The sequence below is a fragment of the Amycolatopsis sp. NPDC104819 genome, from assembly GCF_055583145.1.
In genome coordinates, this window is record NZ_JBVJON010000001.1 from 870,213 (window position 1) to 883,687 (window position 13,475).

The 13,475-nt window shown below is 70.7% G+C and carries 11 protein-coding genes and 4 tRNA genes; 9 read left to right on the forward strand and 6 right to left on the reverse strand.

Features of this window, described 5'->3' with window-relative positions; translation table 11 throughout:
• Positions 1–70: 70 nt before the first annotated feature.
• Positions 71–143 (forward strand) — tRNA-Thr (locus ACZ63E_RS04425).
• Positions 144–146: 3 nt separating this feature from the next.
• On the opposite strand, the gene ACZ63E_RS04430 is transcribed toward ACZ63E_RS04425, so the two are convergent.
• On the reverse strand, positions 147–2,828 hold the full coding sequence (locus ACZ63E_RS04430; protein WP_465334206.1) for an AAA family ATPase: 2,682 nt from the start codon (positions 2,826–2,828) through the stop codon (positions 147–149).
• Between the two features lie 97 nt (positions 2,829–2,925).
• Here ACZ63E_RS04430 and ACZ63E_RS04435 point away from each other — a divergent pair, with 97 nt between their 5' ends.
• Entirely contained in the window at positions 2,926–4,095 is a 1,170-nt protein-coding gene (locus tag ACZ63E_RS04435; RefSeq protein ID WP_465334208.1) for an MFS transporter, read from the forward strand.
• Positions 4,092–4,508, forward strand: coding sequence for a Dabb family protein (locus ACZ63E_RS04440; protein ID WP_465334209.1), 417 nt, complete (start codon positions 4,092–4,094; stop codon positions 4,506–4,508). Before ACZ63E_RS04435 ends, ACZ63E_RS04440 begins: the two co-directional genes overlap by 4 nt.
• A gap of 52 nt (positions 4,509–4,560) precedes the next feature.
• Here the strand turns inward: ACZ63E_RS04440 and ACZ63E_RS04445 are convergent, their stop codons facing one another.
• Positions 4,561–4,740: a hypothetical protein gene (locus tag ACZ63E_RS04445; RefSeq protein ID WP_465334210.1), complete on the reverse strand. Its 180-nt coding sequence runs from the start codon at positions 4,738–4,740 to the stop codon at positions 4,561–4,563.
• A gap of 359 nt (positions 4,741–5,099) precedes the next feature.
• On the opposite strand from ACZ63E_RS04445, the gene ACZ63E_RS04450 reads away from it, so the two are divergent.
• The 4 genes from ACZ63E_RS04450 (at position 5,100) to ACZ63E_RS04465 (ending at position 6,377) form a co-directional block, all read left to right on the forward strand.
• Positions 5,100–5,173 (forward strand) — tRNA-Arg (locus ACZ63E_RS04450).
• 31 nt (positions 5,174–5,204) lie between these two features.
• Positions 5,205–5,278, forward strand: a tRNA-Leu gene (locus ACZ63E_RS04455).
• 74 nt (positions 5,279–5,352) lie between these two features.
• Positions 5,353–5,429, forward strand: a tRNA-His gene (locus ACZ63E_RS04460).
• Positions 5,430–5,504: 75 nt separating this feature from the next.
• Positions 5,505–6,377 (forward strand): alpha/beta fold hydrolase, encoded by an 873-nt coding sequence (locus ACZ63E_RS04465; RefSeq protein ID WP_465334212.1) that lies wholly within the window; start codon positions 5,505–5,507, stop codon positions 6,375–6,377.
• Here ACZ63E_RS04465 and ACZ63E_RS04470 read toward each other — a convergent pair.
• Positions 6,364–6,990, reverse strand: a complete 627-nt coding sequence (locus ACZ63E_RS04470) for a TetR/AcrR family transcriptional regulator (protein WP_465334213.1) — start codon at positions 6,988–6,990, stop codon at positions 6,364–6,366. The two genes, ACZ63E_RS04465 and ACZ63E_RS04470, sit on opposite strands and share 14 nt — an antisense overlap.
• Positions 6,991–7,005: 15 nt before the next feature.
• Positions 7,006–8,391 (reverse strand): MFS transporter, encoded by a 1,386-nt coding sequence (locus ACZ63E_RS04475; protein ID WP_465334214.1) that lies wholly within the window; start codon positions 8,389–8,391, stop codon positions 7,006–7,008.
• Positions 8,392–8,517: 126 nt separating this feature from the next.
• Here ACZ63E_RS04475 and ACZ63E_RS04480 point away from each other — a divergent pair, with 126 nt between their 5' ends.
• Complete coding sequence (locus ACZ63E_RS04480) at positions 8,518–9,372, forward strand: ion transporter (RefSeq protein ID WP_465334215.1); 855 nt, start codon at positions 8,518–8,520, stop codon at positions 9,370–9,372.
• Here the strand turns inward: ACZ63E_RS04480 and ACZ63E_RS04485 are convergent.
• Positions 9,361–10,038, reverse strand: a complete 678-nt coding sequence (locus ACZ63E_RS04485) for a TioE family transcriptional regulator (protein WP_465334216.1) — start codon at positions 10,036–10,038, stop codon at positions 9,361–9,363. The two genes, ACZ63E_RS04480 and ACZ63E_RS04485, sit on opposite strands and share 12 nt — an antisense overlap.
• A gap of 80 nt (positions 10,039–10,118) precedes the next feature.
• On the opposite strand from ACZ63E_RS04485, the gene ACZ63E_RS04490 reads away from it, so the two are divergent.
• Positions 10,119–11,000 (forward strand): erythromycin esterase family protein, encoded by an 882-nt coding sequence (locus tag ACZ63E_RS04490; RefSeq protein WP_465334217.1) that lies wholly within the window; start codon positions 10,119–10,121, stop codon positions 10,998–11,000.
• A gap of 58 nt (positions 11,001–11,058) precedes the next feature.
• On the opposite strand, the gene ACZ63E_RS04495 is transcribed toward ACZ63E_RS04490, so the two are convergent.
• The gene (locus tag ACZ63E_RS04495; protein ID WP_465334219.1) at positions 11,059–13,380 is read right to left on the reverse strand and encodes a chitobiase/beta-hexosaminidase C-terminal domain-containing protein; all 2,322 of its coding nucleotides are present in this window, start codon (positions 13,378–13,380) and stop codon (positions 11,059–11,061) included.
• Between the last annotated feature and the right edge of the window lie 95 nt (positions 13,381–13,475).

Consider the following 13,475-nt stretch of genomic DNA (forward strand, 5'->3'; position numbering starts at 1 on the left):
TGGCGATGCTGCCTGTCGAACGGATCTTGAGCGGAGCCCGATACACTGTGGGCGGCGCCGAGGGCGCCAGGCCGCTATAGCTCAGCTGGTAGAGCATCTGTCTTGTAAACAGAAGGTCAGGGGTTCGAGCCCCCTTGGCGGCTCCGTTACACCGCTCCGTCGACAGTCCCGATGTCCGGCACGCTCTTGAGCTGCTTTCGAGAAGTGATGCCCAGCTTGCGAAAGATGTTGCGCAGGTGGGCATCGACCGTGCGGGGGCTGAGGAACAGGCGGGCGGCGACCTCCTTCGTGGTCGCGCCGGTGGCGACCAGGCGGGCGACGTGCATTTCGTGCATCGAGAGGTGGTCGCGGGCGCGAGACGAGCGGCTGCGTGCCACCTCTCCGGTCGCGTGGAGCTCGGCTGCGGCGCGCTGGGCGAACGCCTCCATCCCGATCGTGGACAGCTGCTCGTGCGCGGTGCGCAGCTGCTGACGGGCGTCGGTGCGGCGGCCCTTGCGGCGCAGCCACTCCCCGTACAGCAGGTGCGCCCGGGCGCGGTACGGCGTCACGCGGCTGTCCGTCAGGTGCTTGATCGCTTCCAGGTAGCCGTCTTCGTCGTCGGTGACCAGGGCTCTGGCCGCGGCCGTGACGCCTCGGCCCCAGCCGGTGCCGGTCGGCTCCGTGCGCTCGACCAGGGACTCCAGTGCCGACTCGGCTGCGGAGTGTTCGCCGCACCGGACCGCGGCCTCCACCAGCTCGGGCAGGGCGATTCCGGCGAGGAACAGGTCGCCGGCCGCGGTGGCGCGCCGGGCCGCTTCCAGCGCCGTCCGGTAGTCGCCGGTGCCGTTGTGCAGCAGTGCCGCTCCCCAGTGGACGTTCGCCGTCACCAGGAGAGCGTCCTGGGCCGCCACCTCGCCGAACAGGTCGAGTGCCTCCGCCGCGCGGCCGCGCATGGCGGCCAGGTGCACTCGCGCGTACATCTGCGGCGCGTCGCCGAACGCGCCCGCGATCGCCTCCTCCTCGGCGATCGCCGCCATCGCCTGCCCGAAGTCGCCGGTCAGCACCGCGGCGACGGCGGCCTGGGACAGACCCAGCCGGAGCGTCAGCGGTGAGCCCGTGTCCCGGCCGGTCCGCACCAGCCATTCGACGATCGCCGCGTGGGCGTCCTCGTCCCACAGCTCGCCGGCGAGCATGCTGGCCAAGCCGGGCGCCCGCGTCCACTCCGCCGTCGCGCCGGTGAGCACCCGCCGGACCAGGGGGATGCCGGCGCGGTGGTTCTCGACGGTGAGCCTGACCAGCGCGTCGAGCACGTCCGGCGCCCCCGGCGCGGCCGGGGCGTGGCGGGCCGCCGTCACGACCTGGTCCAGCACTCCGCCGGCCCGGCCGGCCGCGAGCGCCATCTCCACCGCGGCCAGGAAGTACGCGCGCGACCGCTTCGGATCCAGCGTGGCGAGCCGTTGCGCCGCACGCAGCATCAGCGCCGGCCCGCCGTCGTCCCCGGGCCGGACGAACGCGATCTTCCCGCGCAGCAGGTCGACGGTCGCGCGCTGGAACTCGTCGAGTGCGGTGGGATCGAGGGTGGTGAGCAGGCTGTGGGCCGCGTCGGCCGCGCCGGACTCGAGCGTCGCGCGCACCGCGGCGAGCGTGCGCTCGTTTCGTTTGCCCGGCTCCAGGGACAACGCCGCCGCGCGTTCGAGAAACGCCGCCGCGGCGGCCACACCGCCACGGGCCCGGGCGCGCGACGCCGACGACTCCAGTTCGCCGGCGACCTGTTCGTCGGGTCCGGCACTGGCCTGAGCACGGTGCCAGGCCCGCCGGTCCGGCGCGGTGGCCGGATCAGTGGCCGCGGCCAACGCCTGGTGCACGGCGCGCCGCAGGTCCGGGTCGGCCGCCCGGTACACCGCCGAACGTGCGAGCGGGTGGCAGAACCGCACCTGGCCGGCGAACTCGGCCAGACCGGACGCCGCTGCCGCGGTACTGCCCACGTCGACACCCAACCGCTCGGCGGCGTCCCACAACAGCACCGGGTCGCCGGTCGGTTCCGCGCTCGCGATGGTCAGCAGCACCCTGGCGGCCTCGGGCAGCTCCGTCAGCCTGGCCTGGTAACTCCGCTCGATCCGGCTCGGCACCGACGACGGACCGGGCAACGCGAAGCCGCCCGCGTTCGGCAGCTCGATCAGCGCCAGCGGGTTGCCGCGCGCCTCGCCCAGGACGCGGTCGCGGATCCGCTCGTCCGTCGGGGAGACGCTGTGCGCGGCCAGCAACGCCCGGGCGTCCGGGCCGCTCAGGCCGTCCAGCACCAGGCCGGGCAGCTCGTCCAGTCCGTGGCCGGCGCTCGGCGTGCGGGTCGCGAAGACCATGGCCACCGGCTCCGCGGCGATCCGCCGGGCCACGAACGTCAGCGCCTTCACGGACGCGGTGTCCAGGCAGTGGGCGTCGTCGACCACACACAGCAGCGGACGTTCCCGCGCGGCCACGGCCAGCAACGCGAGGCTCGCCACGCCGATCCGGAACAGGTCCGGCCGGCCGTCGGCCAGGCCGAACGCCACCCGCAGGGCGTCGCGGTGGGCCGGGGACACCTCGTCCAGCCGGGCCAGCGCCGGCACGCAGAGCTGGTGCAGGGCCGCGAACGGCAGCTCCACCTCGAACTCCGACCCGGCCGCGCGGAGCACCCGAAACCGGCCCGACGCCGACTGCTCGACGTGGCCCAGCAGGGCGCTCTTGCCGATCCCCGGCTCGCCGCGCAGCACGAACACCCCACCCTCGCCCTGCTCCGCGGCGTCGAGCAGGGCGTCGAGACGGCTGGTCTCGACGCGTCTGCCGACAAGCGACCCGGGTGGCGTTCGCATGAGGCGAACAGTAGGCGATGCGACCACAGCCGTAGGCGAAGTAAGTAGGTGACCATCGCCGACGCGAAGGGGAGGGCCGGCGCGTGACTGTGGGGGCATGACAGCTCAGGTCGACCGGACAACGCCAGGCGGTCTCGCCCGCGGCACGATCCTGGGCGCGGCGGCGCTGACCATCATGGCGGCGGCGATCATCGCGCCCAGCCTGCCGGAAATGGGCAAGGTGTACGCCGGACAGCCGGGCGCGGACCTCCTCGTCCGGCTCGCGTTGACCGTCACCTCGCTCATGATCGCCGTCAGCGCGCCGGTGTCCGGTGTGGTCGCGGACCGGGCCGGGCGGCGCCCGCTGCTCGTGTTCAGCCTCGTTTTGTACGCGGTCTGCGGAACCGCCGGGTACTTCGTCGGCGACCTGTACTTGTTGCTCGCGACCAGGGCACTGCTCGGGATCGCCGTCGGCGGCGTCATGACCGCGGTCACCGCGACGATCACCGACTGGTTCGACGGCCCACGCCGGGCGTCGTTCCTCGGGCTGCAGCAGGCCTTCGCGAGCCTGGGTGGCGTGGTGTTCCTGCCGCTGGCCGGGGTGCTGGCCACGGTCAGCTGGCGGACGCCGTTCTGGATCTACGCGGTCGCCGCCGTCGTCGCGGTGTTCGCGGTCTTCACGGTTCGTGACGTTCCCCGGGACGCGCCCACCGCGTCCACACACCGCGGCCGGACGATGACCGGCCCGGTGCTGGGCGTCTACGCGCTGGCACTGGTCGCGACGCTGGCGTTCTACATGGCGCCGACCCAGCTGCCGTTCCTGCTGGGCGGTTTCGGCGCCGGACCGGTCGTCGTCGGCGCGGTGATCGCGGGCAGCACGCTCACCAGCGCGCTCGCCGCGGTGGCGTTCCCCGCGTTGCGCAGACGGCTGACCACGACGGCGGTCACGGCAATAAGCATCGCCCTGCTCGGCGTCGGCTGGCTGCTGATCGGCGTGTCCGGCTCGGTTGCCGGTGTCGCGGCGGGGTTGCTCGTCGGTGGCGCCGGGGTCGGGTTCGCCGTGCCCAACCTGACTCTGATGCTCAGTGAGCAGGCCCCTCCGGACCGGCGCGGGAGAGTCCTCAGTGGACTTGTCGCGGGCATCTTCCTCGGCCAGTTCCTTTCCCCGCTGGCTGTTCAACCACTCGTCCGGACCATCGGTGTGGCCGGCACGTTCACCTGGACCGGGATCGCCCTGACCGTCGGCGCGACCGTCGCCATCACTCGTATTCGAAAGGAAAACCCATGATCTACCACGGAAACCGGCTGACCCTGAAGCCGGACGCCAGCCCGGAGGCCGTCGAGGAGGCCCTGGAGAGCCTGCGCAACCAGGGCCGGTCCATCCCGTCGGTGAAGTCGTTCGTCGTCGGCCGCGACTACGGCGGCGAGTACGAGTGGGGCGCGACCTTCGTGATCGAGGACCTCGAGGGCTACTGGGAGTACCTCATCCACCCGGCCCACCGCAACACCGACCGGGTGGGCCTGCCGCTGGTGGACAAGTTCATGTCGTTCGACATCACCGACGACCCGGATCCCGAGATGGGCGCGAAGATCGCGGCGTTGCACCAGCGTCGTTACGACAGCGACCCCGAGCTCACGAAACTGGTCTCCGACCTCGGTGAGTACTCCGGGAGCGCCGCGCCTGGACAGCACGCGGACTGACTGGACCGCGGGCCCGCCGGACCGTGCCGCGGTCCGGCGGGCTGTTGTGGGTTCAGCCGGCGGTCGTCCCCACGTGCAGGATGATCTTCAACAGTGCCGCCCGTTCCTCTTCGCTCGCCCGCGAATAGCCCGGCGACGCCACCACCGCCCGGCGCAGGTCGTCCGGGTCGGCGGTGCCCGTGGCGAACCCCGTGACCTTGGAGACGTCGATCGGGCCTCGGCACTGTGTCATCACGTGCTCTCTCCTGCTTCCGCGTCGGGGTCTACCCTCTCGTTATCGCGCCGTGACCTCAGGTGTTACGGGTGTCGCCCGGTCAGGTGAAACCGCGCTTCCGAATTGTTTGCTTAATGCGTTGACGCCTCCGGCCGGGTGCGTGATGATGGATGGACACGAACAAAAACCGAGGAGTGACCATGACGAACATGTGGCAGCGACAGGCCGTCGCGCTCGCCTCGTGCGCGTCGCATCGGCGACTCCACCTGCAGGAACGCGGTTCCCCGCCCATGACGTGATGCACGTTGTGCCTTCGGGAGCCGCCCACCGGGAAACCGGTCAGGGCGGCTTTCTTTATTTGTCGTTATTGATTTTCCGCCCCCGTGGCTCAGCAGGACAGAGCGGCGGCTTCCGAAGCCGTAGGTCGCAGGTTCGAATCCTGCCGGGGGCGCTGCCGGCGTGCGGGAAGCACGTCGGACCACACCCCCGTAGCCCAACTGGGAGAGGCAACGCGCTCAGAACGCGTCCAGTCCAGGTTCGAATCCTGGTGGGGGTACTCGGGAGACGCGCCGGAGCGCGGGTGATCCTTGCACGATCGCCCCGGTGGGTTCGACACCCACGTCTTCCACTGTGGCCGAAGCCGAAGGAGACGAGGCCCCGGGCTGTGACCCCGGGAGAAGCCGGTGCGAGTCCGGCCGGCCACCCCACGCCCACTACCGACGGCCCCAAAATGTCGGTCCCCCGGTCTAGGCTCGCCCCGAGTCCTGAACCGGGGAGACACCATGGCCACCACGCACACGCTCGAAACGCCCGAAGCAGACATCGTCTACGACGTCCACGGGCCCGCGCCCGCCGAGAGTCCGCAACCTCCGCTGCTCATGGTCGGGCAGCCGATGGAGGCCGCCGGTTTTCACACGCTGGCTTCCCACTTCCCCGAGCGGACCGTGGTCACCTACGACCCGCGCGGGCTCGGGCGCAGCGCCCGGAAGGACGGCCGCGAGGACCACGTGCCCGCCGTGCAGGCCGGTGACCTCCACGCCGTGATCCAGGCGCTGGGCGCCGGTCCGGTCGAGGTGTTCGGCAGCAGCGGCGGCGCGGTCGCCGCGCTCGCGCTGGTCACCGCTCATCCCGAAGACGTCACCACGCTGGTCGCGCACGAGCCGCCGCTGGTCGGCGTGCTGCCCGATGCCGAGGCGGCCGACCGGGCCGGGAAGGCGTTCCGCGGCGCCTACCAGGCCGGTGGTTTCGGCGCGGGCATGGCGGCGTTCATCACGATGACGTCGTGGAAGGGCGAGTTCACCGACGACTACTTCGCGCTGCCACCGGCGGACCCGGCCCAGTTCGGCATGCCCACCGAGGACGACGGCCGCCGTGACGACCCGCTGATGAGCGATCGGTCGGCGGCCGTTACGGCGTACTCCCTCGACGTCGACGCGCTGAAGTCGGCGTCCACGCGGGTCGTGATCGCGGTGGGTGAGGAGTCGATCGAGGTGATGACCGGCCGCGCGGCCCTCGCGACCGCCGCCGCGCTCGGCCAGGAGGCCACCGTCTTCCCCAGCCACCACGGCGGTTTCCTCGGCGGCGAGTTCGGTTACGCCGGTCAGCCGGAAGCCTTCGCGAAGAAGCTGCGGGAGGTGCTGTCTACTGTGGACTGAGGTGCTCGATCAGCTTCGCGAGCTGGTCGGCGTACTGCCGCACGAAGTCGGGTGAGCCGGGGTCGCTCCCGGTGAGCCCTTCGACGACGTGCGGCAGCGTCACCGGCGCCATGGCCGCGGCCATCAGCAGCACCGTGAAGCTCGCGGGGTCGACCCACTCGGGAAGCCGGCCTGCGGCCTTCATCGCGGCGATCTGCTCGACCGTCCCGGCGAGGCGCTGGGCGCGGGGCGCGTGGTCGGGATCGGATTCCGGGCCGTCGTACTCCAGGCCCGACCACGCCAGGAGCCGGATGCCGTCGCGGTTGGCCGTCGCCTCCAGCGCGTACCGGCGCAGCTGTTCCGAGAGGGGAAGGTCCGGCGCCATCAGCTCGTTCTGGCGCTGCCCCCAGCCCTCGGACATCGCGCGGTACAGGCCTTCCTTGCCGTCGAAGTAGTACGAAATCAGCTGCTGGTTCACCCCGGCCCGCGCGGCGATCGACGCGATGCGCGCGCCCGCGTACCCCTTGGCGGCGAACTCGGCGCCCGCCGCCTCCAGGATGAGACGGCGGGTGCGTTCCGGATCCCGTTGCCGCTCCTGCGGTTTCGGCGAACGGCGGGGCTTCGGCGCGGTCACGTCCGCGACTATACGTCAACCAGCTGCTTGACTCTGCCGAACGGATGGTTGACGGACGGCCGCCGCCAGCGCGAGCACCAGCACCCCGGCGGCGACGACGAGCGCGCCGGTGGTCGCGGACGCGTAACCGCCGTCCAGCCGGGTGAAGAACACCGTGCCGAACAAGGCGATCCCGGTCGCGGTGCCGAGCTGGACCGTCGTGTTCACGATGCCGGACGCCGCGCCCGCCTCCGTCGGGTCGACGTCCGCCATCGACGCCCCGAACAGCGCGTTCAGCACCGCGCCCATCCCGAGCCCGACGGCGATGACCGGCACCAGCAGCGTCCACGCGCTCAGCGTGGAACCTCGCACCAGCAGCGCGATCGCGACGAGTCCCGCCAGCAGCACGCCGATGGCGCCGACGGTGAAGACCCGGCCGAACCGCGGGGCGAGCCGCAGGCCCAGGACGTTGCCCGCGACGATGCCGAGCGTCGACGGGGCGAACGTCAGCGCCGCTTCCCACGGGGAGAACCCGAGGCCGAGCTGCAGGTGCAGCGTCAGGATGAAGAACACGCCGACCCCGGTGTTCACGCAGAGCAGGACCACCTGGCTGCCGGCCAGCCGCTTCAGCAGGTCCGGCGCGACCAGCGGTTCGAGGCCGCGGCGGGCCTGGTTCCGCTGGTGCAGCGCAAAAAGCCCGAACAGCGGGACGGCGGCGACGAGCAGCACGACCGTCCACATCGGCCAGCCCAGCTCGCGGCCCTGCACCAGCGGGTAGAACACGGCGAAGAGCGCGGCCGTCAGCAGCGCGAGACCGCCGAGGTCGAGGCGGTGGCGGCGGAAGCCCGGCCGGTCCGGCATCGTGACCAGCGCGCCGGCCAGCGCCAGCACGCCGATCGGCAGGTTCACCAGGAAGATCGCGCGCCAGCCGGTGCCGAACAGGTCGGCTTCGGTGAGTGCCCCGCCGAGCAGCGGCCCGGCGAGCCCGCCCAGCGGGAACGCGGCCGCGTACCAGGTCATCGCCTTCGGGCGCTCGCGCTCGTCGAACTCCGCGTGCACGAACGACAGGACCTGCGGCACCATCAGCCCGGACCCGACCCCCTGGACCACCCGCGCGGTGATCAGCACGCCGACGTGCCCGGCGAGGCCGGCGGCCAGCGAAGCGGCGGTGAACACGACCATGCCTGCCACGAACAGCTTTTTCGTCCCGTAGCGGTCGCCGAGCCGGCCGCCGGTGATCAGCGTCAGCGCGAACCCGAGCGCGTACCCGGCCGAAATCCACTGCAGCGCGGCGTCCCCGGTGCCGAGCTCCCGCCGGATCGTCGGCAGCGCGACCGCGACGATCTGGTTGTCGATCATGTCGACGAGGACGGCCAGCACCGCGACCGCCAGCGCCCACCACCTGAGTGCGTGTTTCTCCACGACTTCCCCCTGTCCGCTTGGTCGCTCCGATAATCAGTCATCCATTCGACTGTGTCAACCATCTGTTTGATTAGCGGCACGCGGGAGTGGCACGGCTGATCAGCGCGGTGCGTGCCATCATCGGGCATGGCCACCCTTCGCGACGCCCGTGAGCCGGAGCTCAACAGTGGGATCCTGCCCGGGAACGTGCGCGCCGATGACTGGATCATGCTCATCCTGGCCGCCGGCTCGGTCGGGCTGCTGGGGTTCATGCTGCTGAGCCCGCCGGCGCGCGACGCCGGGCTCGTGATCTTCTACATCGACTGCGGGATCTGCGGGATCTTCCTGATCGAGTTCCTCTGGCGGTGGCGGAAACGCCGGTGGGTCAAGAAGTTCCTGGTGCGCAACTGGTACGAGCTGTTCGCGATGATCCCCGTCGCGCACCCCGCGATGGCCGCGCACAAGTTCATCAGCGTGGTGCTGCTGCTCATCCGGATCGGGCGGGCCGCGGACCGGGCCGTCGGGGAGCAGTTCACCTACCGGCTCGTCGACAAGCTGTCCGAGCCGATCGTGAAGGCCATCAAGAAGCCGGTGACCATCGCGGTGCTCGACGAGGTCGTCAAGGTCCTGGAAACGGGCAACTACCCCGAAAACCTCGCGAAGTCGCTCGGGGCCAACAAGGACGAGCTGCGCACGATCATCGCCGAGAAGATCGCCGCCGACCCGCAGCTCGGGAAGCTCAAGCGGCTCCCGTTCCACGACGAGATCGTGCGGACCGTCGTCGACACCTCGTTCCGCGTGCTCCTCGAAGTGCTGCTCGACCCGCGGATCGACGACTTCTTCTCCACCGTCGTCCGCGACAACCGCGAGCAGATCCGGCTGGCCGTCCAGCTCGGCCTCAACGAGATCGAGGACGACGACAAGGAGAAGTCCCTGCCGGTGCGCACCCAGCACTCGGCCGCGCTGGAGTACGACCGGCTGCACCCGAAGTCACGTTCGTAGGTACGCGCCGAGCAGGCCGCCCGCGGTGAGCATGGCCCGGCCGCGGTCGTTCAGCTTTCCCTGCCAGGTGACCAAAGCCCCGGCCAGCGACTCGGTGCCGCCGGCCGTGCGGACCTGGGCGACCACCGTCGCGATGTGCTCCAGCGGGTAACCGCCGCGGCGCAGGAGGTGCGCCAGCTCCGCGTCCCGGACGTCGGCCGCGCGGAAGACGCGGTAGCCGGTCGCCGGGTTCCGGTCGGGCACGAGGATGCCGGCACGCTCCCACGCCCGGACGGTCGCCGCGGTGACACCGAGGCGGTGGGCCAGCTCGCCGATGCTCCGGACGGCTCCCGACGGCTCGGGCGCCGCCGTCAGGTGGCCGATCGCCTTCCGCACCGCGGCCAGGGTTTCGCGGTCGCGGAGCAGCTGGGCGTGGCCGCGGTCGACCAGGGTGAGCGCGCGGTCGAGGTCGTCGCTGTGGACGGCGTTCATGACCCCGCCCGCCGTCGCGTGGCCGTACGCTGCGACGAGCGCGAGAAAAGCGCGCAGCGCGGCGGCGTGCGCCTCGGTGTAAACCCGGTAGCCGCTCGCGGTGCGCGAAGCGGGCGGGAGGAAGCCGTCCTGCTCGTAGTTGCGGACGGCCTGCGTCGAGATCCCGTGCTCGCGGGCGAGGTCGGCTGGTCGCACGAGTTGAGACTTTAGCCGAGGCTCAGCAGCTGAGGCTGTCTCAACTTTCAATAGAACCTTCAGCGATACGATCGAATCTCATGGACAACGCAGACTTCCTGGCCCACGGCGAGCCGACCCACGACGATCCGGCCATCGGGCAGCTCCGCAACACCCGGTTCGAGGAGCTGGCCGCTCGGGGCGTCCGGTCGATCGCGCTGGAGTCCGATCGTGTGGCCGGGCTGATCGTCGACGACTTCGTCCGGGACGGCGTGGGCACGCTCGACGAGGTGATGCGCGAAGGCTTCTCACACGGCTTCGGCGCGTTCGGCTTCAACCGCGACCTGGTCACCTGGATGCGCGAGTACAACGACGGCCGTCCCGCGGACGAACGCCTGGCCTTCCACGGCTTCGACGCCTCGACCGAGATGATGAGCGCCCCCAGCCCGCGCACCTACCTCGAGCACACCCGCGACTACCTGGGCCTCGACCTCGACATCGCCGGTCTCGCCGGTGACGACCAACAGTGGAGCCGTGAAGACGCCGCGCTGAACCCGGCGGTGTCCGTCGGGGACACGGCCGAGGCCCACCGGCTGCGCGTGCTGGCCGACGACCTGGTCACCGAACTGCACCTGCGGGCGCCGGAGCTGATCGCGGCGACGTCGCGCGCGGCGTGGTTCCGGGCCAAGACCCACGTCACCGCCGGGCTCGGCCTGCTGCGCTACCACCGTGAGGCGGCGCAGCCGGGGGACCAGCGCACGCGGTTGTGCCGCCAGTGCGGCGTCCGCGACGTGATCATGGCCCAGAACCTGCTCGACATCCGGGACGTCGAAGGCGGCCGGGGCGCGACCATGGTGTCCGCGCACAACAGCCACCTGCAGCGGGAAATCAGCCTCTGGCGTTCGCCGATGGTCGACTTCGAGTGGTGGAGCGCCGGGGCGATCGTCGCGTCGCTGGTGGGCGAGCGGTACACCTTCGCGTGACGCACGGCGGCCCCCGCACCGGGGTCGGGTCCGGTGCGGGGGCCGCCGATCACCCGGGTTACGGGTAGTTCACCACGTTCACCGGCACCGTGCCGGTGGGCGTGACGCCGCCCGCGTCGTTGATGACGTGGGTGATCGTGCCGCGGTAGTTGAGCGAAACCGTCAGCAGGTTGTGGAACCGGACGCCACTGGTGTTCGGCACCTCGAACGCGTGATAGCTGGACACCGCCGGGTTCGTGTCGAAGAAGCAGTAGCTCCCGAGCCCCCAGGCCTCATGGGACGTCACGTTCGCCCCGACCTTGTAGGCCGCGTACCCCGCGACTCCCGATGGCGCGTTCCACGACGCCTGGTTCGGCACGTCGTAGGGCATCTCGTTCTGGAAGAAGATCGTCTTCCCGCCCTGGCCGTTCCAGATCACCTGGTACTTCTGGTAGTGCTCGACGAACAGGCCGGTCGCCAGCACGTTCGCGCCGTTGACCACGAGCCCGGTGTCGGCCGTGTTCGTGTTCCAGCCGACCGTGCCGCCGTTGCCGTGGTCGGCGCGCCACGCCCAGATGTGGTCGATGACCGTGTTGGCGCTGTTGACGATCAGGCTGTTCGTCGCCTTGCCGGCGATCGCGCCGCCGATCCGGAAGAACACGTCCTGGACCGTGGTCGGGTTCGCCGCGTGGTTCGCCGACGACCCCGACTGGCCGACCGTCAGCAGCGCCTGCGAGTTCTGCGTGCCGGCGTCGAACAGCAGGCCCTTGAGCCGGACGCCGTCCACATCGGACACCTGCATCGCGTTGACGCCGTTGTCGGGCACCAGTGTCGGGTAGCCGATGCCGAGGATGGTCGTGTTCGCACGGGTCACGTTGAGCGTCTGGTTGAGGTGGTAGATGCCCGGCGTGAAGAACAGGTTGCAGCCCGCGGCGAGCGCGTTGTTGATCGACGCGGCCGTGTCACCGGACTTGACGACGTAGAACTGGCTCATCGGCGCCGACGTGCCGGGGGTGCTGCCGTTCGCCCAGCTCGGGCCGGACGCGTTGGTGCGCAGCGAAGGCAGGAAGACGCGGTACTTGCCGGTGCCGTCGACGTAGAGGTAAGGCACGTCGCGTGAGACCGGCGTGGTCGCCAGCGTCGTCTCGGGCGGGTTCGGGAAGGTGTTCGCCGGCGCGCCGCTGGTGCCGGAGAAGACCATGTTCCAGACCCCGCCGTTCCAGCTGCCGAGCTGAGAGTCTCGGGTGTACCACTGCTGCTGCGACACCGACGCGGCCTGGCCGGCCACCTTCGTGTCGGCGATGTAGCCGCCGCTGGCGTAGCCGTAGCTCGCCGGGTACAGCTGCAGCCCGCCGCGGACGTCCATCCGGCGGAACGGCGCGGCCTGCGCGACCGCCCAGCGCTCGTTGCCACCGGACGGGTTGACCGCCATGTTCTCGGCCGAGCGCCAGAAGTTCTGCAACGCGACGCCGTTGTCGGAGGCGTTGAAGGCGTCGACGGTGACGTCACCGTTGATCAGGACGTCGCCCGGGTTCTGGCCGAGGCCGGCGACCGAGGTGTAGAAGCCGACGTTGTCGTGCACGTTGTTGTACGTGCCCGGCTTGAACAGGTGGGCGACGCGCCGGTCCGCCATCTGCGCGGTGAGCGTGTCCTTCTGGTTGTTGAAGTCGGTGTCGAGCTGCGCCTGGATCGTCGCCGCGGACATGCCCGGGTCGAAGATCCGCACGTTCGGCCCGAAGTTCGGGGTGTCGGACTGCGTCGGGCAGCCGGCCTGGGTGCCGATCGTGTAGGTCGCGCTGGACACCGCGGACGTCGTCGAACCGGACTTGAGCGCGATCGCGTTGACCGTGCGCGAGGTCGGGACGCTGATCGGCGCGGTGTACTGCGGCGACGACGCGGTCGGCGTCGAACCGTCCACTGTGTACCGGATGGTGGCGCCCGAGGTGGCGCTGCTCAGGGTCACCGTCTGGGTGCTCGAGTAGGTGCCGCCGGGCGGGCTGAACGTCGGCGCGGCGACCGTCGTCGTGCTGCCGCCGACCGTGTAGGTGAAGTGCGGGGTGTCGTACTGCGGGCCGCTCTTCTCGTAGGTGAACCAGTAGTCCAGCGTGTTCCCGGTGCTCAGGCCGTTGACGGTGGTCCGCCAGGTGCCGGAGGAGTTGGTCATGCGGACGTTCTGCTGCCCGACACCCGGCACGCCGGTGTAGTGGACGTCCACGTACAACGCGGCCGTCGTCGGGGTGAAGTTGAGCTGCAGCTGGGTCGAGCTCAGCTGGGTGACGCTCTGGGTGTAGTCGTCCGCGGCGAGCGCGGCGGGGGCGTTGAGCCCGGCGCCGAGCAGGAGGGCCACCGCCGCGAAGGCGACGGCGCCGCGTCGTCGAAACTTGCCAAAGGTCCGGTTCACGCCGTGACACCTCCGCCGTTGGGGATCCACGAGCATTTGTTGCGAGTCACAACAAAGTAGCTTCCGCTGAACGGTACTTCGATTACTTTTTGGTA

Bases quoted from the DNA above. Each gene is read 5' to 3' on its own strand.
- ACZ63E_RS04430 (WP_465334206.1), bottom strand. From the start codon at position 2,828: ATGCGAACGCCACCCGGGTCGCTTGTCGGCAGACGCGTCGAGACCAGC.
- ACZ63E_RS04435 (WP_465334208.1), top strand. From the start codon at position 2,926: ATGACAGCTCAGGTCGACCGGACAACGCCAGGCGGTCTCGCCCGCGGC.
- ACZ63E_RS04440 (WP_465334209.1), top strand. From the start codon at position 4,092: ATGATCTACCACGGAAACCGGCTGACCCTGAAGCCGGACGCCAGCCCG.
- ACZ63E_RS04445 (WP_465334210.1), bottom strand. From the start codon at position 4,740: ATGACACAGTGCCGAGGCCCGATCGACGTCTCCAAGGTCACGGGGTTC.
- ACZ63E_RS04465 (WP_465334212.1), top strand. From the start codon at position 5,505: ATGGCCACCACGCACACGCTCGAAACGCCCGAAGCAGACATCGTCTAC.
- ACZ63E_RS04480 (WP_465334215.1), top strand. From the start codon at position 8,518: ATGGCCACCCTTCGCGACGCCCGTGAGCCGGAGCTCAACAGTGGGATC.
- ACZ63E_RS04490 (WP_465334217.1), top strand. From the start codon at position 10,119: ATGGACAACGCAGACTTCCTGGCCCACGGCGAGCCGACCCACGACGAT.